Annotated in this window: 16 protein-coding genes; 7 read left to right on the top strand and 9 right to left on the bottom strand. The window is 61.6% G+C overall.

Translation table 11 applies throughout. The features are described from left to right. The first annotated feature begins 774 nt into the window (after positions 1 to 774). Complete coding sequence (gene metK / locus ACJ8HN_RS16420) at positions 775 to 1929, top strand: methionine adenosyltransferase (RefSeq protein ID WP_016926681.1); 1155 nt, start codon at positions 775 to 777, stop codon at positions 1927 to 1929. A 123-nt stretch (positions 1930 to 2052) separates the two neighbouring features. Here metK and ACJ8HN_RS16425 read toward each other — a convergent pair whose 3' ends face one another. The 7 genes from ACJ8HN_RS16425 to hrpB form a co-directional block, all read right to left on the bottom strand. Next, positions 2053 to 2205, bottom strand: coding sequence for a Hok/Gef family protein (locus ACJ8HN_RS16425; protein WP_033649633.1), 153 nt, complete (start codon positions 2203 to 2205; stop codon positions 2053 to 2055). A gap of 312 nt (positions 2206 to 2517) precedes the next feature. Next, positions 2518 to 4506 (bottom strand): Fe(3+)-hydroxamate ABC transporter permease FhuB, encoded by a 1989-nt coding sequence (fhuB, locus tag ACJ8HN_RS16430; RefSeq protein WP_103830056.1) that lies wholly within the window; start codon positions 4504 to 4506, stop codon positions 2518 to 2520. Then, positions 4503 to 5411 carry a Fe(3+)-hydroxamate ABC transporter substrate-binding protein FhuD gene (fhuD, locus tag ACJ8HN_RS16435; RefSeq protein ID WP_442523709.1) on the bottom strand — a complete coding sequence of 303 codons (909 nt, stop codon included), beginning with the start codon at positions 5409 to 5411 and terminating at the stop codon, positions 4503 to 4505. Before fhuD ends, fhuB begins: the two co-directional genes overlap by 4 nt. Further along, positions 5411 to 6208, bottom strand: a complete 798-nt coding sequence (fhuC, locus tag ACJ8HN_RS16440) for a Fe3+-hydroxamate ABC transporter ATP-binding protein FhuC (RefSeq protein ID WP_442523710.1) — start codon at positions 6206 to 6208, stop codon at positions 5411 to 5413. Before fhuC ends, fhuD begins: the two co-directional genes overlap by 1 nt. A 47-nt stretch (positions 6209 to 6255) precedes the next feature. Then, positions 6256 to 8442 (bottom strand): ferrichrome porin FhuA, encoded by a 2187-nt coding sequence (gene fhuA, locus ACJ8HN_RS16445; RefSeq protein ID WP_442523711.1) that lies wholly within the window; start codon positions 8440 to 8442, stop codon positions 6256 to 6258. A gap of 251 nt (positions 8443 to 8693) precedes the next feature. Continuing rightward, positions 8694 to 11186, bottom strand: a complete 2493-nt coding sequence (gene mrcB, locus ACJ8HN_RS16450; protein WP_033654687.1) for a bifunctional glycosyl transferase/transpeptidase — start codon at positions 11184 to 11186, stop codon at positions 8694 to 8696. Between the two features lie 118 nt (positions 11187 to 11304). After that, entirely contained in the window at positions 11305 to 13743 is a 2439-nt protein-coding gene (hrpB, locus tag ACJ8HN_RS16455) for an ATP-dependent helicase HrpB (protein ID WP_172905077.1), read from the bottom strand. Positions 13744 to 13932: 189 nt separating this feature from the next. Here hrpB and thpR point away from each other — a divergent pair, with 189 nt between their 5' ends. The 6 genes from thpR to folK all read left to right on the top strand — a co-directional run bounded on the left by thpR (position 13933) and on the right by folK (position 19034). Beyond that, entirely contained in the window at positions 13933 to 14475 is a 543-nt protein-coding gene (thpR, locus tag ACJ8HN_RS16460; RefSeq protein ID WP_033649609.1) for an RNA 2',3'-cyclic phosphodiesterase, read from the top strand. Beyond that, a complete protein-coding gene (sfsA, locus tag ACJ8HN_RS16465) occupies positions 14472 to 15179 on the top strand; it encodes a DNA/RNA nuclease SfsA (protein WP_004937572.1) in 708 nt (235 codons plus the stop codon). Before thpR ends, sfsA begins: the two co-directional genes overlap by 4 nt. A gap of 183 nt (positions 15180 to 15362) precedes the next feature. Then, a complete protein-coding gene (gene dksA / locus ACJ8HN_RS16470; RefSeq protein ID WP_004937569.1) occupies positions 15363 to 15818 on the top strand; it encodes an RNA polymerase-binding protein DksA in 456 nt (151 codons plus the stop codon). Between the two features lie 195 nt (positions 15819 to 16013). Further along, positions 16014 to 16925, top strand: coding sequence for a tRNA glutamyl-Q(34) synthetase GluQRS (gluQRS, locus tag ACJ8HN_RS16475; protein WP_047570569.1), 912 nt, complete (start codon positions 16014 to 16016; stop codon positions 16923 to 16925). A gap of 61 nt (positions 16926 to 16986) precedes the next feature. Beyond that, positions 16987 to 18534 (top strand): polynucleotide adenylyltransferase PcnB, encoded by a 1548-nt coding sequence (gene pcnB / locus ACJ8HN_RS16480; RefSeq protein WP_072265254.1) that lies wholly within the window; start codon positions 16987 to 16989, stop codon positions 18532 to 18534. Then, complete coding sequence (folK, locus tag ACJ8HN_RS16485) at positions 18534 to 19034, top strand: 2-amino-4-hydroxy-6-hydroxymethyldihydropteridine diphosphokinase (RefSeq protein ID WP_442523712.1); 501 nt, start codon at positions 18534 to 18536, stop codon at positions 19032 to 19034. The genes pcnB and folK overlap by 1 nt, the downstream gene beginning before the upstream one ends. Before the next feature lie 5 nt (positions 19035 to 19039). On the opposite strand, the gene qseC is transcribed toward folK, so the two are convergent. Next, positions 19040 to 20398: a quorum sensing histidine kinase QseC gene (gene qseC, locus ACJ8HN_RS16490; RefSeq protein WP_060427003.1), complete on the bottom strand. Its 1359-nt coding sequence runs from the start codon at positions 20396 to 20398 to the stop codon at positions 19040 to 19042. Next, on the bottom strand, positions 20395 to 21057 hold the full coding sequence (qseB, locus tag ACJ8HN_RS16495; RefSeq protein WP_004937550.1) for a quorum sensing response regulator transcription factor QseB: 663 nt from the start codon (positions 21055 to 21057) through the stop codon (positions 20395 to 20397). The genes qseC and qseB overlap by 4 nt, the downstream gene beginning before the upstream one ends. Positions 21058 to 21223: the final 166 nt, after the last annotated feature.

Genomic DNA, 21223 nt, shown 5'->3' on the forward strand with positions numbered 1-21223 from the left:
TATAATTGTAAGACACCCTGTTCAAACCTCGTGAATCGGGCCAAGAAACATCCCACAGGAAGGCTGCAGGCTACCCTTGTTCAGTTCTTCAGACGACCGTTAGCCGGCCCGAGAATCCTGAGTAGCGGCCAAGTGTTTATCGCACCTGGTAAGTGACAAAGAGACAAGACGGGAAATAGCAGAAGAATGTGCGCCAGAACGGCACTGCTGTTGGGAACCAACAACCGGTAGACAACGGATCATTAATCCAACCACCTCCACGCGCGCCGTTCGGAGTGAACGACCCAGCCTCTAAAATAGTGTAAGAACGTGACCGTTCGATGAAGCGGCGGCGCTCACGGCGAACGCCTGCGACGGATAATAGCGCAACGGCGGCGAATGCAAAGCGGAAGTTTATCGCGCCTTCCCCCACTCAAGACCGCCGTACTGTGCAGCAAATGAACCGCGCGCGCAGTTTATACCGGTAAGCAGGTGAAAAAGCAAAATGAAAATTCGCCGAAAACTGTTTCAAGCGATGAAAATGGCGCCAACCCGTTTGCGCAAAAGAGCGAAAGCGCAAAAAATTACTGGCAATCTGGCTAAACCCTGACCTAAAATAGACGTCCAGATGTTAATCCATCTATACTGGTTAACTGATAAACTGCTTAACGGCTTTGCCTGAGGGGCGTTGCAGGATGCATCTCGCGCCATCAGCGGAAGACCCTTCGCTTTGATGCCGGATCTCCAGCGCTGTGCAGTAATTTCTAACCCGTCTTATGCAAGGTAAAGAACACAATGGCTAAACACCTCTTCACGTCCGAATCCGTCTCCGAAGGACATCCCGATAAAATCGCCGATCAGATCTCCGATGCCGTCCTCGACGCCATCCTGGAACAAGATCCGAAGGCGCGCGTCGCCTGCGAAACCTACGTGAAAACCGGCATGGTGCTGGTCGGCGGTGAAATCACCACCAGCGCCTGGGTCGATATCGAAGAGATCACCCGCAAGACCGTGCGCGAGATCGGCTACGTTCATTCGGACATGGGCTTTGACGCCAACTCCTGCGCAGTATTGAGCGCCATCGGCAAACAATCCCCGGATATCAATCAGGGCGTTGACCGTACCGATCCTCTCGAGCAGGGCGCCGGCGATCAGGGCTTGATGTTTGGCTACGCCACCAACGAAACCGACGTGCTGATGCCGGCCCCGGTGACCTACGCGCACCGTCTGGTGCAGCGCCAGTCCGAAGTGCGTAAAAACGGCACCCTGCCGTGGCTGCGTCCGGACGCGAAGAGCCAGGTGACCTTCCAGTACGACGACGGCAAAATCGTCGGCATCGACGCCGTGGTGCTGTCCACCCAGCATTCCGAAGATATCTCGCTGAAAGATCTGCAAGAAGCGGTGATGGAAGAGATCATCAAACCGGTCCTGCCGGCGGAATGGCTGACGGCGGGCACCAAATACCACATCAACCCGACCGGCCGTTTCGTCATCGGCGGCCCGATGGGCGACTGCGGCCTGACCGGCCGTAAGATCATCGTCGACACCTACGGCGGCATGGCGCGCCACGGCGGCGGCGCCTTCTCCGGTAAGGATCCGTCCAAGGTTGACCGTTCCGCGGCCTACGCGGCACGCTACGTGGCGAAAAACATCGTTGCCGCCGGCCTGGCCGATCGTTGCGAAATCCAGGTGTCTTACGCTATCGGCGTAGCGGAACCGACCTCCATCATGGTGGAAACCTTCGGTACCGAGAAAGTGCCAACCGAACAGCTGACGCTGCTGGTGCGCGAATTCTTCGATCTGCGCCCGTACGGCCTGATCCAGATGATGGATCTGCTGCAGCCGATCTACCGCGAAACCGCTGCCTACGGCCACTTCGGCCGCGAGCACTTCCCGTGGGAAGCGACCGACAAAGCCGCGCTGCTGCGCGATGCCGCCGGCCTGAAATAAGCCCCGACATCAACATGAAAACGGCGAGCCCTGGCTCGCCGTTTTTTTTGAGCGGATGGGTGCTCCTGGATCAACGCATCGACTGCCGGCCGGCGGAGGCACCGCCCCCGCCGCCGGGTTGCCTTACCGTTCGGATTCGTAAGCCAAAATGGCCGCAACCTCCGTAGTGCCCGCTCGGATCCGCAGCTCACAAAGCGTGCTGCGGGTTATCCATGCCAGTGATATTACCGTGGCACAAATAATCACCAGTTTTAACGGGCTGCGTTTGTTCGGCATCATGCCTTCTTCTCCTTGCCTCGCGGCGGGTAAGAGGCTAACTTAACGTTGTGACGCGTTAGAGTAGGCCTCGGGTTGATGGATATCGACTCGGGGCTTTTCTCTTTGTACCTTTCGCAGAAGCTCCAGAGACAAAGATCCAGAGCACCCGCCCGCAGTATATTCATCTCACCGCCACGCCTCGCGTTCCTTTCCGCACGCAATATCGTTTTTGCGCACCCGTTCGCAGCGCCTTGCAACATCATGAAAAATAAAAAAAGGCCCAGCAACGCTGAGCCTTTGATGACAGAGAAAACGCAGCCGAGACGCCGCTTACGAGGTCTGCTTACGCAACAGATACACGAAGTACGGTGCACCGATAAAGGTCGCCAATAACCCGGCGGGGATCTGATACGGGAACAGCAGCATCCGTCCGCACCAGTCGGCAAACACCATCAGCAAGCCGCCCAGCAGCGCGGCGATCACCATTTGCGGCAGCGCGCGGCGGAAGCCCAGCATGCGCGCCATATGCGGCGCCATCAGCCCGACAAAGCTCAGCGGCCCTACGGTCAGGGTCGCCATGGCGGTCAGGGTGGCAGCCAGCAACAGAATGGTCAACCGCGTCGGCGTCAGCGCAATGCCCACCGAACGGGCGGTGGCGCCGCCGAGCGGCAGGATGGTCAGCCAGCGGCGGCACAGCGGTGCCAATACCAGCAATCCGGCGGCGATCAGCGCGGTGCGCAGCGCCTGCGCCGGCTCCACCGAATAGGTCGAACCGGAGAGCCAGGTCAGCAAGCCCCCCATACGCGGATCGCCGCTGGCCAACAGCAGGAAGATGACGGTGGTAAAGGCGGTGCTGAGCGCGATACCGGCCAGCAGCATGCGTTCGGTCGAGAAACCGCCGCGGCCTGCGGCGATCATGATGATCAGCAACGTAGCGGCCGCCCCCAGACTGCCGGCGGGCAGCAGCCACACGAAGGCGTCGCCCGGCACCATAAACAGCATCATCACGACGCCAAAAGCGGCGCCGGAACTGATGCCCAACACTTCCGGGCTGGCCATCGGGTTGCCGGTCAACTTCTGGATCAGCGTGCCGGCGACCGCCAGCATCATGCCCGCCGCCAGCGCCGACAGCACGCGCGGCCAGCGCCACGGCAGCAGAGCGTCCAGTTCCGCGCCCAGGCTCCAGTGCCAGCCGCCGGCATTTTTGCCCAGCATCAACGCCAGCGCCAGGCCGATCAGCAGCACGAGGCCGCCCACCAGGATCCAGCCGGGCAGATTCCCGCGTTCGGCAGGCACCTTGTCGCCGAGGTTCATCGGCGGCGGCGTGGCGGCGCTGCGCAACCGCGGCAGCAGCCACAGCAGCAGCGGCGCGCCGAACAGCGCGGTGGCCGCGCCGGTCGGGATCTCGCGCCACACCTGCGTTACCCCGAGCATCACCTGATCGGTCAGCCACAGCAACAGCGCCCCCAGCAGCGGCGCCAGCATCATGCGGTGCGCCAGGCGGCGAGCCCCCAGCATCTTCGCCATCAGCGGTGCAAACAGGCCGATAAAGCCGATAACGCCCACCGCGCTCACCAACATGGCGCTGAAGATGATGGCCAACCCCAAAGCACAGAAGCGCGCCATCGATAGCCCTAACCCCAGGTTGCGCGCCACACCGTCGTCCAGCCCCAGCAGCGTCAGCGGGCGCAGCAACAGCGCCGCCAACAGGCCAGCCACCAGCAAACGCGGCAGGAGGAACTGCACGGCGCTCCAGTCCTGTTGGTTCAACGCGCCGGTGCCCCACAGGAACATGCCCTGCAGCTGATCGTAATGAAACAGCGCCAACAGGCTGTTGACCGCACCGCAGTACAGCCCCAGCACCAGCCCGGCCAGAATCAGCGTGACCGGCGACATCCGTTTGCCCCAGGCGACGCCGAACACCAGCCCGCCCACCACAATCGCGCCCACCATAGCGGCCAGCTGGCGGGTAAACTCACCTCCCGGCAGCACCCACAGCGTGGCGATGGTCAGGCCAAGCTGCGCGCCGGCGGCCACGCCGAGCGTCGACGGCTCCGCCAACGGATTGCGCAACACCTGCTGGAACAGCACGCCGACCAACCCCAGACCGGCGCCGGCCAACAGCGACACCGTCAACCGCGGCAACAGGCTGTAATGGAACAGCATTTGCCGCACGTCGTCGATGTCCGGCGCGCTGAGCGCCCGCGCCCATTGCGCCGGCGGCAGCTGCTGCGCCAGGTTGTATATCGTCAGGCCACCTGCCGCCGCCAGCAACAGCAGGATCAGCGTCAGCGGCAATTTCCGGATGCCCGAACTCATGACGCACTCTCCTGAGCCTGCGCCAACAGGCGGCAAAACCGCATCGTCGACAGCGTGGCACCGTAGAACCACACCGCCGGCACCTGCCGCAGCTGGTTTTGCCGCACGAAGGGCAACGATTGCCACAGCGGCGTCGCGCTGACCTTGTCCATCATCGCCTGATTACCGTGATCGAGATAGATGACCCGGGCATTACGCACCGTGGCCAACCGTTCAATGCCCACCACCGCCGTGCCCCAGAAATTGGTTTCTTCCTGCCAGGCATTGAGGATGCCCAGTTGATCCATCGCTTCCTGGAACAGGCTTTTCTGGCCGATGATCAACGCATGGCGCGTGTCGATCAGTGAAAACAGCAGCAGCGGTTGCCGGGTGTAGCTTTGCAGGCGCTGACGCGCGTCGTGCATAAAGCGGTCAAACTGCGCCAGGTGCTGTACCGCGCGGCTTTCTATGCCCAATCGTTGCCCCAGCGCCAGCAGCGACTGGCGGGCGACGGTCAGCGGTTTGCCGCTGCCGTCGTTGAAGCCAAAGCTCATGGTTGGCGCGATGGGTTGGATTTTTTGCGGCGTTGGGCCATAGCCTTGCGACAGCAACACCAGCGAAGGCTGGAGCTGCTGCAGCAGTTCGAGGTTAGGTTCGGTGCGCTGGCCGACGTCGACCACCGTCGCCGGCAGCTTCGGCTCCGCCACCCACAGGTTGTAGTTATGCACATCGGCCACCGCCAGCGGCGTCACGCCCAATGCCAACAGCAGTTCGATCGGCAGCCATTCCAGCGCCGCAACGCGGGTGATATCCGGCGGCGCATCCGCCGCTCGGCCGGGCAACGAGCCCAACAGCGGCGACAGCGCCAGCGCCATCAACAAACGGCGGCGCAGCGGATCGTGAGAAGAAGTGAATGCAGAGGACATCAGTAGACAAAACTCACCGGCGCGCCGCCGCTCGGGTGCGGCAACGTGCCCATAGGAATACCGTAAATTTGTTCCAGCACCGGCCCCTGCATCAGTTCCAACGGGCCACCCTGGGCGATCATTTCACCGCCGTGCAGCGCCACCAGATGGTCGCAATAGCGTGCCGCCATGTTGATGTCGTGCAGCACGGCGATCACCGTGAGATCGCGTTCGCGGCTCAGGCGCTGGATCAGCGCCAGCACCTCGACCTGGTGCGCGATGTCCAGCGCCGAGGTCGGTTCGTCAAGCAGCAGGCAGCGGCTGTCCTGCGCCACCATCATCGCCAGCCAGGCGCGTTGGCGCTCGCCGCCGGAGAGGCTGTCCACCAGGCGGCTGGCGAACGGCTTCAGCCCCACCAGCGCGATGGCCTCCTCCACCAATTGGCGATCGTTGGCGCCAAAACGCCCCAGCGCGCCGTGCCACGGATAGCGGCCGACGGCCACCAGCTCGCGCACCGTCATGCCTTCCGCCGCCGGCAACTGCTGCGGCAGGTAGGCCACCTGGCGGGCGAAGGATTTGCTGTCCCACTGCGCCAACGGCTGCCGATTGAGCAAAACCTGACCGCCGCTGGGCGCATGATGCCGCCCGAGCAGTTTCAACAGGGTGGATTTACCGGAACCGTTATGGCCGATCAGGCCGCAGACTTTGCCCTGGGGAAAACTGAGCGACAGCGGTTGCAACAGCACCCGGCCGGGGACGGCGAAGCTGGCGTTATCCAGCGCGAAGGTCGCGCCGGGATTAAGAAGTTTGTCCTGCATAGATCCTGCTTTGTCCGGGGCGACGCGGCGCCGCCCCGGCTATCCGGTTAGAAACGGAAGGTTGCGGTGGCGACCACCTGGCGTTCTGCGCCCCAGTAGCAGCCATAGGTAGCAAAGCAGCTGGAGACATATTCCTTATCAAACAGGTTGTTCACATTGATGCCAATCGAAGAGCCGGGCAAATTGAAACGCGCCAGATCATATTTTATCGCGGCATCAAACACCGTGTAATCCTTCACTTTAAACGTATTGGCCTCGTCACCATAGCTGGAACCAACATAGCGAACGCCTGAACCCAAGGTCAAACCGCTAATCGCAGTTTCATGGAAGGTGTAATCCGCCCACAGAGAAGCCATGTGTTTAGGGATAGCGGAAGGTGTATTCCCCTGTAGCGAAGTATCTTTAGTATATTCAGCATCCGTGTAGGTGTAAGAGCCCAACAGATTGAGGTTAGCCGACAAGGCCGCTTTCGCCTCCAACTCAATCCCACGAGAACGGACCTCCCCTCCCTGGACGCTAAAGAACGGATGTTCTAAGTCAGCCACTTTATTGTTGGTTTTAGTCAACTGGTAAAGCGCCAAACTGGCGGTGATCGGACGATCCTTAGGTGCGTATTTAACCCCAGCCTCATACTGCTTGCCTTTAGAGGCAGCAAACGTATTACCTGAAAAATCAGTGCCTGAGGTTGGCTCAAACGATTCGCTGTAGCTGACATAAGGCGCGATGCCGTTTTCGAAAACATAGTTCAAGCCAGCACGGCCGGTAAACTGGTTATCCTGCTGCTTAGATACGGAATTCTGGTTCAGGCGATTGGTGCTGTTGGTATCGCTCCAATCATAGCGCCCCCCCATCGTCAGAACCCAGTTGTTCCATTCAGCCTGATCTTGCACATACAGGCCGGTCTGCTCCTGACGGTTAACCTGACTGGCACCACCGGTAATGGTATAGCTCCGATTGCCGTACTGTGGAGCGATGACATTCAGATTGGATGCACTGCCATATTGATACACAACATCATTGCGCATACGCATATAATCCACACCCATCAACAAGATATGGTCAACTTGCCCGGTCGCAAATTTAGCCTGTGCCTGTGTGTCGACCGCAAAGCTGGACATATGCTCTTTGGAATTCATCACGCCACGCTTCAGCTCAGCTGAATTATCTGGATCAATGCCTAGGCCGTAAATAGAACGGTAGTCCACATCCATTTTCGAATAACGCAGGTTTTGGCGCACGGTCCAAACATCATCAAAACTATGCTCAAAGGCATATCCGACCATTTGCTGCTTGCGGGAAATGTTGTTATAGCCAGGCTCACCATCGTTGAAACTGGTCGGTAACTTACCGTTGATACCATTTTGCACCGTACCTTCTTTCGGCAACCAGCCATAGAAGCCAACGCTAGGATCATCCTGGAAGCTGCTGAGGAAAGTCAAAGAAGTGCGATCATCAGGTCGCCAACTGAAGGAAGGAGCAATAGCATAACGTTTACTTTTCTCGCCAACCTGCTGCTGATCTTCATCGCGCGCAACCCCCGTCAGACGATATGAGTAAACCCCCGCATCATCCAAAGCGTCACTGAAGTCAAAACCGGTCTGGAACAGATTATCTGTCCCCATTTTGAATTGAACTTCGCGCAGCGTCTCTGTTGTCGGCCGCTTACTGACCAGCGCGACCACCCCACCAGGGTTGCTTTTGCCGTACAATACCGAAGACGGTCCGCGCAGTACTTCCGCTCGCTCAAGGAAGTAAGGGTCTATCTGATAAATCGAATAGTTATCGTCCTGCAGTTTCAGGCCATCCAGATACATATTGGTACCTACCGAGCTGAAACCACGGATGTTCACTGCATCATAGGCGGTGGAGGCACCGCGATTTCCAATCATCACACCCGGCGTATAGGCCAGTGCGCCCTTCACCGTATCCGGCTGGCGCATGTCCATCTCTTCACGCGTCACTACGGAAACGGACTGCGGGTTCTTCTCGATTGGCGTATCGGTTTTGGTGCCGGTGGCGCTGCGTTTGGCGACATAGGTGCCGACCGGCCCCCAGGCGCTTTCCTGCTGGGCGGCATTGCTGCCGCCCACAACGGTAATCGTGTCTTCCTTGGCGTCGGCGGAAAAAGCCGGCATCGCCAGCGTGCCCAACGCCGCAGCGACGGTGATCGCTAACGCGCTGACGGGGGTACGGCCCTGCTTGGCCGCGGATGACGAAAGACGCTTGGTCGGCATAGTTGATTTCTCTGATGAATTATTAAATGAAGAATGTAAACGATAATAATTATTATAAGCGTCGCATTTTATGCAGAAGCCAAATTAAACTGCAAGCCGAATTCATGGGGCAAATAGGTTAAGGATTAGGCGCTTAGCCATGCGGTTAACAGGGAAATAAAACGAGCGAAAAAATAAAAAAGCCCGCAACCAAGGTTACGGGCTTAATAACAAAGAAAAAATTTTCACCGGGGCCGACGCCCCGGTAGCGATTACTGGCCGAACATATCCTTGATCCAGCCGGCGACGCCATCGCCATCTTTTTGCTCACCCGCCGCCGGTTGCTGCTGTTGCTGCACCGCCGCCTGGCTGGCCTGGCACAATCCCTGCGGATTGTCGGTCCAAACCGGGATGGTGCGCCAGCTGCCGCCGCCGCAGATAAAGTTGCCGGCAGAGTCGATGCTCATCTGGTTAATGCCTTCCGGCGGCTGCAGCATCAGCGGCAGCGGCGTCTGGTTTTCCAGATAACGACGATACAGGGTCAACGCGCCGTTGGCGCCGGTCAGCTTGGCCGGGCCGTTGTTGTCGCGCCCCACCCAGGCGATCGCCACTTCCTTGCCGTCGATGCCGGCGAACCAGCTGTCGCGCAGATCGTTGGTGGTACCGGTTTTCGCCGCCAGGTTGTAGTTCGGGAACTTCACCGACAGCGAGCGGGACGTCCCGCGCGCCACGCCTTGCTGCATCGCGTACAGCGTCAGGTAAGCGGCCTGCGCCGGCACCATGCGTTCGGCCTGCGGGAAGCTCTGGTACAGCACCGTGCCGTCTTCGGCGATCACCGAACGCACCGCCGACAGCGGCGCACGGTTACCGCCGCTGGCGATGGTCTGGTACTCCTGCGCGACTTCCATCGGCGTCAGGCCGATCGCGCCCAGCAGCATCGAAGGCACCGGGTTGATCTCCGCTTTCGGGATGCCCAGACGTTGCAGCGTGGCGCTGATCTGATCCAGCCCCACCGACAGGCCAAGGTTCACCGTCGGCACGTTCAGCGAGTTGGCCAACGCATCCACCAGCATCACCTGACCGCGGAATTTGCGATCATAGTTGTTCGGCTGCCAGACGGCGCCGTTCGGCTGTTTCAGCGACAGCGGCGCATCCGCCAGCCAGGTGTTGAGGCGGTATTTATCCGGTTCGGACAGCGCGGTCAGGTACGTCGGCGGCTTGGCCAGCGAGCCGACCAGGCGGCGCGCCTGCATGGCGCGGTTGAAACCGGCGAACTGCGGATTGGCGCCGCCGACCATGGCGCGCACTTCACCGCTGAAGCGATCGACGATCACCATCGCCGCTTCCAGATCCTGCACGTGACGCGCGGCGCGCAGCGCCGGGATGCCGTCTTCGACCGCTTTTTCCGCCGCGTCTTGCGACACCGGATCCAGCGTGGTGAAAATCTTCACGCCGGACAGATCATTCACCTTATCGCCCAGCCTGGTCTGCAGCTCCTGACGCACCATCTGCATAAAGGCCGGCTGTGGCGTAATGACGCCGCCTTTCGGCTGCACGCCCAGCGGACGCGCGCTCAGCATGTCATACAGCTCGCCGTCGATCACGCCCTGGTTCTGCAGCAGCTTGAGCACCAGATTGCGGCGTTCCAGCGCCAGTTTCGGGTTACGCCACGGGTTATACAGCGACGCGCCCTTGACCATGCCGACCAGCAGCGCCTGCTGATCGAGGCTCAGCTCGTCCACCGGACGGCCGAAGTAGTACAGGCTGGCCAACGGGAAACCGCGGATCTGGTCGCTGCCGCTCTGGCCGAGGTACACCTCGTTCAGATACAGCTCCAAAATGCGGTCCTTGCTGTAACGGTAATCGACCAGCAGCGCCATATAGGCTTCATTGGCCTTACGCCACAGCGAGCGCTCATTGGTCAGGAACAGGTTCTTCACCAGCTGCTGCGTCAGGGTACTGCCGCCCTGCACCGCACGGCCGGCGGTCAGGTTGGCCAGCACCGCGCGGCCGATGGAGTACGGGCTGATGCCGTCATGCTCATAGAAGTGGCGGTCTTCCGTGGCGATCAGCGTATCCACCAACAGATCCGGGAAACCGGCGCGCGGCACGAACAGACGCTGTTCACCGTTTGGCGACTGCAGCATGGTGATCAGGCGCGGATCGAGGCGGAAGAAGCCGAAGCTGCGGCCGCTGTCCAGGTTTTCGATCTTAGCCAGACGGTTGTTCTGGAAATCGAGACGGGCGCGGATCTGCCCTTCTTTACCATCCGGGAAATCGAACGGGCGGCGCAGCATCTCGATGCTGTTGGCCTGCACGGTAAACTCGCCCGGACGCGTCATGCGGCTGACCTGGCGATACTGCATGCCTTCCAGCAGGTTGACCATTTCCTTCTTGCTGTACGGCATGCCCGGTTCCAGGTTGACCATGCGGCCGTACACTGCCGCCGGCAGCTGCCAGACTTTGCCGTCGATGCGGCTGCGGATCTGGGAATCCAGATAGACGCCGTAGATCGCCAACAGGACGGCGATCACCAGGATCAGTTTGATAATCAGGCCGAGCCAGCGGCGTTTTTTACGCGGCGGAGTCGCTTTTACCTTACGCGGCATGCGTTCCTCCTCCTCTTCATACTCATCATCGTCATACTCGTCTTCTTCGTAATCGTCATAATCGTCGTCTCGGCGACGGCGCGGCGGCTTGCGCGACGCGGTATTTTTTGGTTGTTTTCCTTTGCGCCCGATGGGCTCGCGGTCATCCCCAGCCATGGCTGTTGTTCTCCGAGCTTGCCGACACTGCCGGCCATGATTAGTCGCTTAATCTGTGCCTACGCCGCAGCGCTGACCAGAAGAAACATCTGAATTCCAAACCTTGAATGATCGCGACCTACTGATATTTCTTCGTTCGGCGCGTCGGTACCGCCGTGGCCGGATCGTCCGGCCAAACGTGTTTCGGGTAGCGGCCCTTCATCTCTTTTTGCACCTCGCGGTAGGCGCCTTGCCAGAAGGCCGCCAGATCGCCGGTGATTTGCAACGGCCGGTGCGCCGGTGAGAGTAACTCAAGCACCACCGGGATGCGACCCTCCGCCAACATCGGGCTGCGCTGCTCGCCGAACACCTCCTGCAAACGCACCGCCAGCGCCGGCGGTTTGCCGGCCTCATAACGGATCGGCAGGCGGCTGCCGGTCGGCACAGTGTAATGAGTGGGTAGCGCATTATCCAGCCGCTGCTTTTGCTGCCAGTCCAGCAGGCGGGACAGCGCCTCGGCGATGTTGACCTGCTTCAAGCCGCGCAGATCGCGCACGCCGTTCAGCGACGGCAACAGCCACTGCTCCAGCGCCGCCAGCAGCGGCTCTTCATCCATCGCCGGCCATGCCGCCTCCGGTAGCCAGGCTTGCGCGCACTGCAGGCGCACCCGCAATTGTTCGGCGGCGCCCTCCCAGTTGAGCACCGCCAGCCCCTGCGCACGCACCCAATCGAGCAGCGCCTGCTGCAGCTCTTCGTCCGCCGGTTTGGCCAGCGGCTGGGCGCGCAGCGTCAGACGGCCGATCTGCTGGCGCTTCCAGGCGCGCAGCGTGCCCTTCTCGTCATCCCACTCCACCGCCGTGCGCTGCGTGACGATCGCCGGCAGCTGCGCCGCCAGCGCGTCGATGTCCACCGGCAGCGCCAACAGGATGCGCGCATCGGGGCTGTTGTGGCCCTGCAACAGGCTGGGGACGATGAGCCAGGGCGCACGCGACAGCGCCTCATCCTGATTCATCGCCGCCCCCATGCCGTTGGCCAGCAGGTAGCGGCCGTCCTGGCCTCGCCGCTGGGCGATGCGATCGGTAAACGCCAGCGCCAACAGCCGCGGCGCCAGATCGACGTCGACTTGCCCCGCACGTTGCGGCAGGCGTTTGGCCAACTGCGCGGCACGCTGCCGCCAGTTCGGTTGCGGGCGGCTCAGCCAGTAGCCGATATCCATCTGCCCGCCGCGCGGCGGTTCTTCCAGCAATGCCGCCAGCAACGCCGCCGTCGCCAGGCCGTCGGCACTCAGCGCCGCGCCGGCGGTCAGCATCGCCGCCAGCCGCGGCTCGCATCCCAGCGCGGCCATCTGGCGCCCCGGTGCGGTAAGTTTGCCACCGTCATCCGTGGCCCCCAGCCGGTGCAACAGCGCCCTGGCCGCCGCCAATGCGGCGGCAGGAGGCGCATCCAGCCAGGTCAGCTGCGCCGGGTCGTGGCAACCCCACTGCAGCAACTCGAGCCAAAAGCCGGTGAGATCGCTCTGTAAAATGTCCGGTTCGGCGTGTTCCGCCGCGCGCTCCGCCTGTTCTTTGGCGAACAGATGCCAGCAAATGCCCGGCTCCAGACGCCCGGCGCGTCCGGCGCGCTGCACCATCGAGGCCTGACTGATGCGCTGCGTCGCCAGCCGCGTCAAACCGTTGCGCACGTCGTAACGCGCCACGCGTTCCAGGCCGCTGTCCACCACCAGCCGAATGCCCTCGATCGTCAGGCTGGTTTCAGCGATGTTGGTCGCCAGCACCACCTTGCGGCGGCCAACCGCCGCCGGCTGAATCGCTTTTTGCTGCTGCGCCAGAGGCAGCGCGCCATACAGCGGGCAAAGATCGGTATCGCTTGCCACCTCGCCGGTCAATCGCTCCAGCACCCGATTGATCTCCGCCACGCCCGGCAGGAACAGCAGCAAAGACCCCGGCTGTTCGGCCAGCAGGCGCTTCACCGCCGCCGCTACGCCATCCTCCAGCCGCTGATGGCTGGCTAACGGCTGATATAAACGTTCAACCGGGAAGCTGCGCCCCTCGGACACCACCACCGGCGCTGCCGGCAGCAGCTGCGACAGGCGCGCGTTGTCCAGGGTGGCCGACATGATCAGCAGTTTCAGATCGTCGCGCAGCCCTTGCTGCACGTCGAGCAGCAGCGCCAGCGCCAGATCGGCCTGCAGGCTGCGTTCGTGGAACTCATCGAGGATCACCAGCGACACGCCCTGCAGCTCGGGGTCCTGCTGCAGCATGCGGGTGAGAATGCCTTCCGTCACCACTTCCAGCCGGGTTTGCGGCCCGCTTTTACTTTCGGCGCGCATGCGGTAGCCCACGGTCTGGCCGGGCTCCTCCCCCAGTTGCTGCGCCAGGCGATAAGCGACGTTTTTCGCCGCCAGCCGCCGCGGCTCCAGCATGATAATGCGCCCCGGCAACCCGGCCTTAGCCAGGATCTGCAGCGGCAACCAGGTGGATTTACCGGCGCCGGTCGGGGCGTGCAACAGTACCTGAGGAGCGGACTGCAACGCAGCCAGCAACTCATCAAGCACCGCGCTGACGGGCAATGAAGACACTGAACTCTCCGTGGTGGTTAACGTTAAACGGCGTACAGTGTAGCATTAGCTTTGCCCCCGTAGCCTTTCAAACTGCGGCGTCGTTAGCTATAGTACGGAGCTCGTCCAGGCGTCCCGCTTCGCGCGAGGCCGCTGCAAGCCGCATTCAAATCTGTTCCTGACGGATTTGTCATTATTTACCGAGTCTCCATGTCCAATTCGCGCCGCCTGTTTTTCGCCCTGTCCTTGCCTGACGCCCTGCAACAGCAGGTGATCCGCTGGCGCGCCGAGGCGTTTGCGCCGGAGGCCGGCCGGCCGGTGGCGGCGGCTAATTTGCACCTGACGCTGGCGTTTCTCGGCGAAGTCACCGCGCAGAAAGAGCTGGCGCTGCGCAAACTGGCCGGCCGCATCGTGCAACCCGGCTTCAGCATGCGGCTCGACGATCTCGGCCATTGGCCGCGCCCCGGCGTGGTCTGGCTCGGCACCCGCCGCGCGCCGCGCGGGCTATTGCAGCTGGCCGAACTGCTGCGTTCGCAGGCCGCCCGCAGCGGCTGCCATCAAAGCGCGTTGCCGTTCCATCCGCACATCACGCTGCTGCGCGCCGCCACCCAGCCGGTGGCGATCCCGCCGGCGACGCCGGGCTGGGCGTTCAGCGCCGACGCCTTTTCCTTGTATGAGTCGGTGTTCGAAAACGGGCGCACCCGTTACCAACACCTCGAACAGTGGCCGCTGGCCACGCAGGCATCCGCATGATTTTCTCTCCACCGCTGCGTTCCGCCACGCTGATAAAACGTTACAAACGCTTTCTGGCGGACGTGATCACCCCGGAAGGGGAAACCTTTACGCTGCACTGCGCCAATACCGGCGCCATGACCGGCTGCGCCACGCCCGGCGACACCGTTTGGTACTCCACGTCGGACAACCCCAAGCGCAAATACGCCCACAGCTGGGAACTGACCCATACCCAACAGGGGCACTGGATCTGCGTCAACACCCTGCGTGCCAACGCGCTGGTGCGCGAGGCGATCGAACACAATTTAATCAATGAATTATCCGGTTACAGTAAAATCAGCGGCGAAGTGAAATACGGCGGTGAAAACAGCCGTATCGATTTGTTATTACAGGCAGAAAATCGGGTTAACTGCTATATTGAAGTTAAGTCAGTCACATTACTGCAACAACAACGTGGTTACTTTCCTGATGCGGTAACGCTCAGAGGGCAAAAGCACCTGCGTGAGTTGCTCAGCGTGGTTGAAAGCGGGCAACGGGCGGTGTTGTTCTTTGCCGTGTTACACAGCGGTATTGAGCAGGTCGCACCGGCACATCATATAGATGAGCGCTATGCGGCGCTGTTGGCACAGGTCCGGCAGTTGGGAGTGGAAGTGGTTTGTTACGGGGCAAAGTTATCACCTGACGGTATTTATCTCTGCGATAAGCTGCCGTTTTTTATCGATTAGCGCAGTCGGGTCCCTATAAATAGACAACCGGCCAGCACGATCGCCAAATACGCCCTCCTTCACACGATTGTCAAGCGGGCGACAGGAATAATTGCCAACCTACCTTCCTTCTGTTATTTATAGCGGCCTGTTTTTCCCCCGCATTGGGGATTCGATAGTGCGTGTGTATGTAGGAGAAGCAACATGCAAGAAGGGCAAAACCGTAAAACCTCGTCCTTGAGCATTCTCGCCATCGCTGGGGTGGAGCCGTACCAAGAGAAGCCGGGCGAAGAGTACATGAACGACGCCCAGTTGTCGCATTTCAAGCGCATTCTTGAAGCGTGGCGCAACCAGCTCAGGGACGAAGTGGACCGTACTGTATCGCATATGCAAGAAGAGGCAGCCAACTTCCCTGATCCGGCCGACCGTGCTACTCAGGAAGAAGAGTTCAGCCTTGAACTGCGTAACCGTGACCGTGAACGCAAACTGATCAAAAAGATCGAGAAAACGCTGAAGAAAGTGGAAGACGATGATTTCGGCTACTGCGAATCTTGCGGCGTGGAGATCGGCATTCGTCGCCTCGAAGCGCGTCCGACCGCCGATCTGTGCATCGACTGCAAGACGCTGGCTGAGATCCGCGAAAAGCAGATGGCCGGCTAATACCGCTACTCTAAATGATTGGAGCTGCATCAAGGCGGCAAGAATGCGCATCCCGATGAGCTTACTCAAGTAAGTGATTCGGGTAAGCAGGCGCAGCTAACACAGATGCAGTTTCAAGCATAACGAGTATGTTACCGCTGCGGCGTGCGCACCCGCGTGCGCCGCACAGAGAAAAGGGAACCACTCCCCTCTGATATGCAAGAAAGTCATTATGTGGGGCGCTTTGCCCCATCGCCTTCCGGGGATCTGCATTTCGGTTCGCTGATTGCCGCTCTGGGAAGCTACCTTCAGGCTCGCGCCCAACGCGGGCAGTGGCTGGTTCGCATCGAAGATATCGACCCGCCGCGCGAAGTCCCCGGCGCCGCCGCTCGCATCCTGTCCGCGCTGGAACATTATGGTCTCCACTGGGACGGCCAGGTCATCTATCAATCCCAACGTCACGACGCCTATCGCGCCGCGCTGGATCTGTTGCAGCGTCAGGGGCTCAGCTATTACTGCACCTGCACCCGCAGCCGCATCCAGCACATCGGCGGATTGTACGACGGCCACTGCCGCGATTTGCAGCTCGGCCCACAGGGCGCCGCCATCCGCTTGCGCCAGACCGCGCCCGTTTACGGGTTCCACGATCGCCTGCAGGGAGAATTGCACGCCGATCCGGCGCTGGCGGGGGAAGACTTTATCATTCGCCGTCGCGACGGGCTGTTCGCCTACAACCTGGCGGTGGTGATCGACGACCATTTTCAGGGCGTGACCGAGATTGTGCGCGGCGCCGATCTGATCGAACCGACGGTGCGTCAAATTGCCCTCTACCGCCAGCTGCAGGCGCCGGTGCCCGCCTATGTGCATCTGCCGCTGGCGCTGGGCGCCAACGGCATCAAGCTGTCGAAGCAAAATCATGCGCCGGCGTTGCCCGCAGGCGATCCGCGCCCGGTGCTGATCGCCGCGCTGAAATTTCTGCGCCAACCGCTGCCGGAAAGCTGGCAAGATCTTGACCTGCCATTATTATTGAGCTGGGCGGTCGCACATTGGCGGTTGGAAAACGTGCCGCGTCAGGAGGCTATCCCTCTGGATGAAAACACGCCGGCATTCTCAAAGGAGCCATGGTGAGCTATGATTAGCCGCTATTTTTTGTTAGCTCCATTTTTATCAGTCACTATCGAGGTGTACCATTTTTACCCGAGTAGCCAACTTCTGTCGTAAGGTACTGACCCGCGATGACAAGCTGCCCCGCGACGACGCGGCGGCCGGCGATAAAAACGTAGTCCGCGAAGAGCGTGCCGCGGCGCCAAGCCGCCCTGCGCCGCAGCCGCGCGCCGCCGATAACGGCAGCAACGCCCCTGCCCGCCGCTCAACGCCGCGCAAGCGTCCGCCTTTTCCTATCGCCGAGAGCAACGACTCGATGACCGTGATCCCGCGCGAACAGCACTCGATTTCCCGCAAAGACATCAGCGAAAATGCGCTGAAAGTGCTTTACCGCCTGAACAAGTCCGGCTACGAAGCCTATCTGGTCGGCGGCGGCGTGCGCGATCTGTTGCTCGGCAAAAAGCCGAAAGACTTCGACATCACCACCAACGCCACGCCGGAGCAAGTGCGCAAGCTGTTCCGCAACTGCCGCCTGGTCGGCCGGCGCTTCCGCCTGGCGCACGTGATGTTCGGGCCGGAAATCATCGAAGTGGCCACCTTCCGCGGCCACCACGAACAGAACCCGGAATCCGACAAGAACTCGTCTCAGCAGGCGCAAAACGGCATGCTGCTGCGCGACAACATCTTCGGTTCGATCGAGGAAGACGCCCAGCGCCGTGACTTCACCATCAACAGCCTGTACTACGGCGTGGCGGATTTCACCCTGCGCGATTACGTCGGCGGCCTGAACGATCTGAAACAGGGCGTGATTCGCCTGATCGGCGATCCGGAAACCCGCTACCGCGAAGATCCGGTGCGCATGCTGCGCGCGGTGCGCTTCGCCGCCAAACTGGATATGCGCATCAGCGAAGAGACCGCCGAGCCGATCCCGCGCCTGGCCTCGCTGCTGCATGAGATCCCGCCGGCGCGCCTGTTCGAAGAATCCCTCAAGCTGCTGCAGGCCGGTTACGGTTTCCAGACCTACCTGAAGCTGTGCGAATACCAGCTGTTCCAACCACTGTTCCCGCTGATCGCCCGCAACTTCACGCCGAACCACGATACGCCGATGGAGCGCATTCTGGTGCAGGTGTTGAAGAACACCGATCACCGCCTGCAGAACGACATGCGCGTCAACCCGGCGTTCCTGTTTGCCGCCATGCTGTGGTACCCGCTGCTGGAGCACGCGCAGAAGCTGGCGCAGGAAAGCGGCCTGGCCTACTACGACGCCTTCGCGCTGGCGATGAACGACGTACTCGACGAGCAGTGCCGCTCGCTGGCCATCCCGAAACGCATTACCACGCTGGTACGCGATATCTGGCAGCTGCAGCTGCGCCTGTCCCGCCGCCAGGGCAAACGCGCGCACAAGTTGATGGAACACCCGAAATTCCGCGCCGCCTATGATCTGCTGGCGCTGCGTGCGGAAGTGGAAGACAATCAGGAGATGCTGCGTCTGGCCGAGTGGTGGGGCGAGTTCCAGGACGCCACGCCGGCGCGGCAGAAAGCCATGCTGAGCACCCTGGGGGACGATCCGGCGCCGCGCCGCGCGCGTCAACGCCGCCCTCGCCGCCGGGCACCGCGTAAAGAAGGGGCATAATGATCCGCGTTTATATCGCGCTGGGCAGCAACCTGGCGCAGCCGCTGCAACAGGTTCAAGCCGCACTGGAAGCGCTGGAGCATCTCCCGCGCTCCCGGCTGGTCACCTGTTCTTCGTTTTACCGCACCAAGCCACTGGGGCCGCAAAACCAGCCGGACTTTCTCAACGCGGTGGTGGCGCTGGATACCCTGTTGCCGCCCGAACAGCTGCTCGACCATACCCAAGCGATAGAACGCAATCAGGGGCGCGTGCGCAAGGATGAACGCTGGGGGCCGCGCACGCTCGATCTGGACATCATGCTGTACGGCGACAAGGTGATCCATACCGAGCGCCTGACGGTGCCGCATTACGGTCTGAAAGAGCGCGAATTCATGCTCTACCCGCTGGCGGAAATCGCTCCCGATCTGATTTTCCCCGATGGCGAGCCGCTCGCCAGCTGCCTCAAGCGCGTGCCGGAAAACGGCATGGCGCTGTGGCATCAGCCAAAACTCAAGTCCTGACCCGCCTACAACGTCAGCCGCGCAACGAACCCGCCCGGCGGGCGATTGGCAAAGCCGATCTGTAAACCATGCAATCCGGCGATACGCTGCACGATCGAGAGGCCCAGCCCGCTGCCGGTTTGCTCCTGCCCCGGCGGGCGATAGAAACGTTCTCCGAGCCGCGCCAGATGCTCCGTGGTGACACCCGGACCGTCGTCCTCCACCGTCAGCGAACGTTCGTTCAGCGTCACGGTGACGACGCCGCCCTGCGGGGTATAGCGCACCGCGTTATCCAGCAGGTTGCGCAATAGCAGCGACAGCAGCAAGGTTTCCCCCTGACGCGGCGGCGGCGTTCCCTGATGTTCATAGCGCAGCGTCACGCCCGCCGCATGGGCCTGCCGATCCTGCTCCGCCAGGGTCATCGTCACCAGTTCGTTCCAGTCGATCGGCGCCAGTTCGGCCAGATCCGACAGCGAATCCAGCCGCGACAGCGTCAGCAGCTGATCCACCAGCCGGGTGGCGCGATCGATACCGACCGTAAGATTGTCCAGCGCGTGCTCGCGCATCGGCGCATCGTCCCCCGCCAGTTGAACCACTTCGGTCTGCACCCGCAGCGCCGCCAGCGGGCTGCGCAACTCGTGCGCGGCATCGGAGGTGAAACGCCTCTCCCGCACCAGCAACGCGTTGATGCGAGCGAACAGCGCATTGAGCGCATCCACCAGCGGACGCACCTCGGTCGGCACCTGGCGCGCGTCCAACGGCGTCGCGTCATCGGGCGCGCGCCGGCGCAAACCGGCCGCCACCGCGCGCAGCGGCCGCAGCTCGCGCCCGACCATCAGCGCGATCAGCAGCATCAGCACCGGCAGCGTCGCCAGCCAGGGCACCAGCTGGCCGGTCACCATGCCCAGCGCCATATCGCGCCGGTAATCCCACTCCTGGCCGACCACGATGCGATAGCGCCCATCTGGGCTGGTCAGCCACAGCAGGCGCCAGCTGTCGTCATCACCTTTGCGCTCGCCGTCGGTAAAACCTTCACGCTCCCCGTCAAACAGGAAATCGGCGCCGTTCTCGCCGTCGTTGAGCAGCATCTTGCCTTGGCGATCGAAGATGGCGAACGCCAGCGCGTCGTCGTCCTGATCGCCTCGCTTGCCGTGATGCACCAGCTTCTTGGTTTTCGGCAGGCTGCGCGCGCTTTCATCGGCCAGCAGATCGCCGAGGTTGGCGGTCGCCAGCCGTTTGGCAAACAGCATCTGCTGGGTGTCGAACACTTCATTGATGGTGTTGCGCGACATCACCCAGGCCACCACGCTGGCGGTGCACCAGGTCATCAGCGCCAACAGGCTGAAGATCAGGATCAGACGCAGCCGCAGGCTGAGACGCTTCACGGCGCATCCCCCAGCGTGTAACCCACGCCGTGAATGGTGCGGATGAAGCCGTTGCCCAGCTTGCGCCGCAGGTGGTGAATATGCACCTCCACCGCGTTGCTGCTCACCTCGTCGTCCCAGTTGTACAGCTTCTCCTGAATCAACGGCCGCGCCAGCACCCGCCCCTTGTTGTGCAGAAACAGCTCCAGCACCGCCAACTCGCGCGGCGTCAGCGTCACCGGCTCGCCGTTGCAGCTCACGCTGCGGGTGGCGCTGTCAAACACCACATTGCCGTGCGTCAGCTGCGGCATCAGTTGGCCGTGGCGACGGCGGATCAGCGCCTGCAGACGCGCCGCCACTTCGGCCAGCGCGAACGGCTTGCACAGATAATCGTCGGCGCCGCTTTGCAGCCCGCTGACCCGCTGCTCCAACGCATCGCGGGCGGTGAGGATCAGCACCGGCACGTCCTGCCCGGCCTGGCGCCACTGGCGCAGCAGATCCAGGCCATCGAGGCCCGGCAGGCTGAGATCGAGGATCACCGCGTCGTACGGCGCGCTGTCCAGCGCATTTTTGCCAACGGCGCCGTCGGTGAACCAGTCCAGATTGAAGCCGAGTTTGGTCAGCCCGGCCTTGATGCCGTCCCCGATCAGTTTGTCATCTTCGATCAGCAGAATTCGCATGAGTATCCCTTTTCAGTCATTGCGCCATTGCACCACAAGGTTCTTAAGAACCGCTTAAGCATGGCGATCCGCGCTACCCACCCCGATCGGGTTACAGTAGAATGGCTGCACTTTTTTGCAGCCTGGGCCTGCGCAAGCCGCACGGCCCGTTTCAGGAGACGTTGTG

It is taken from the genome of Serratia sp. CY29653 (assembly GCF_052169255.1).
GTDB classification, from domain to species: domain Bacteria; phylum Pseudomonadota; class Gammaproteobacteria; order Enterobacterales; family Enterobacteriaceae; genus Serratia; species Serratia sarumanii.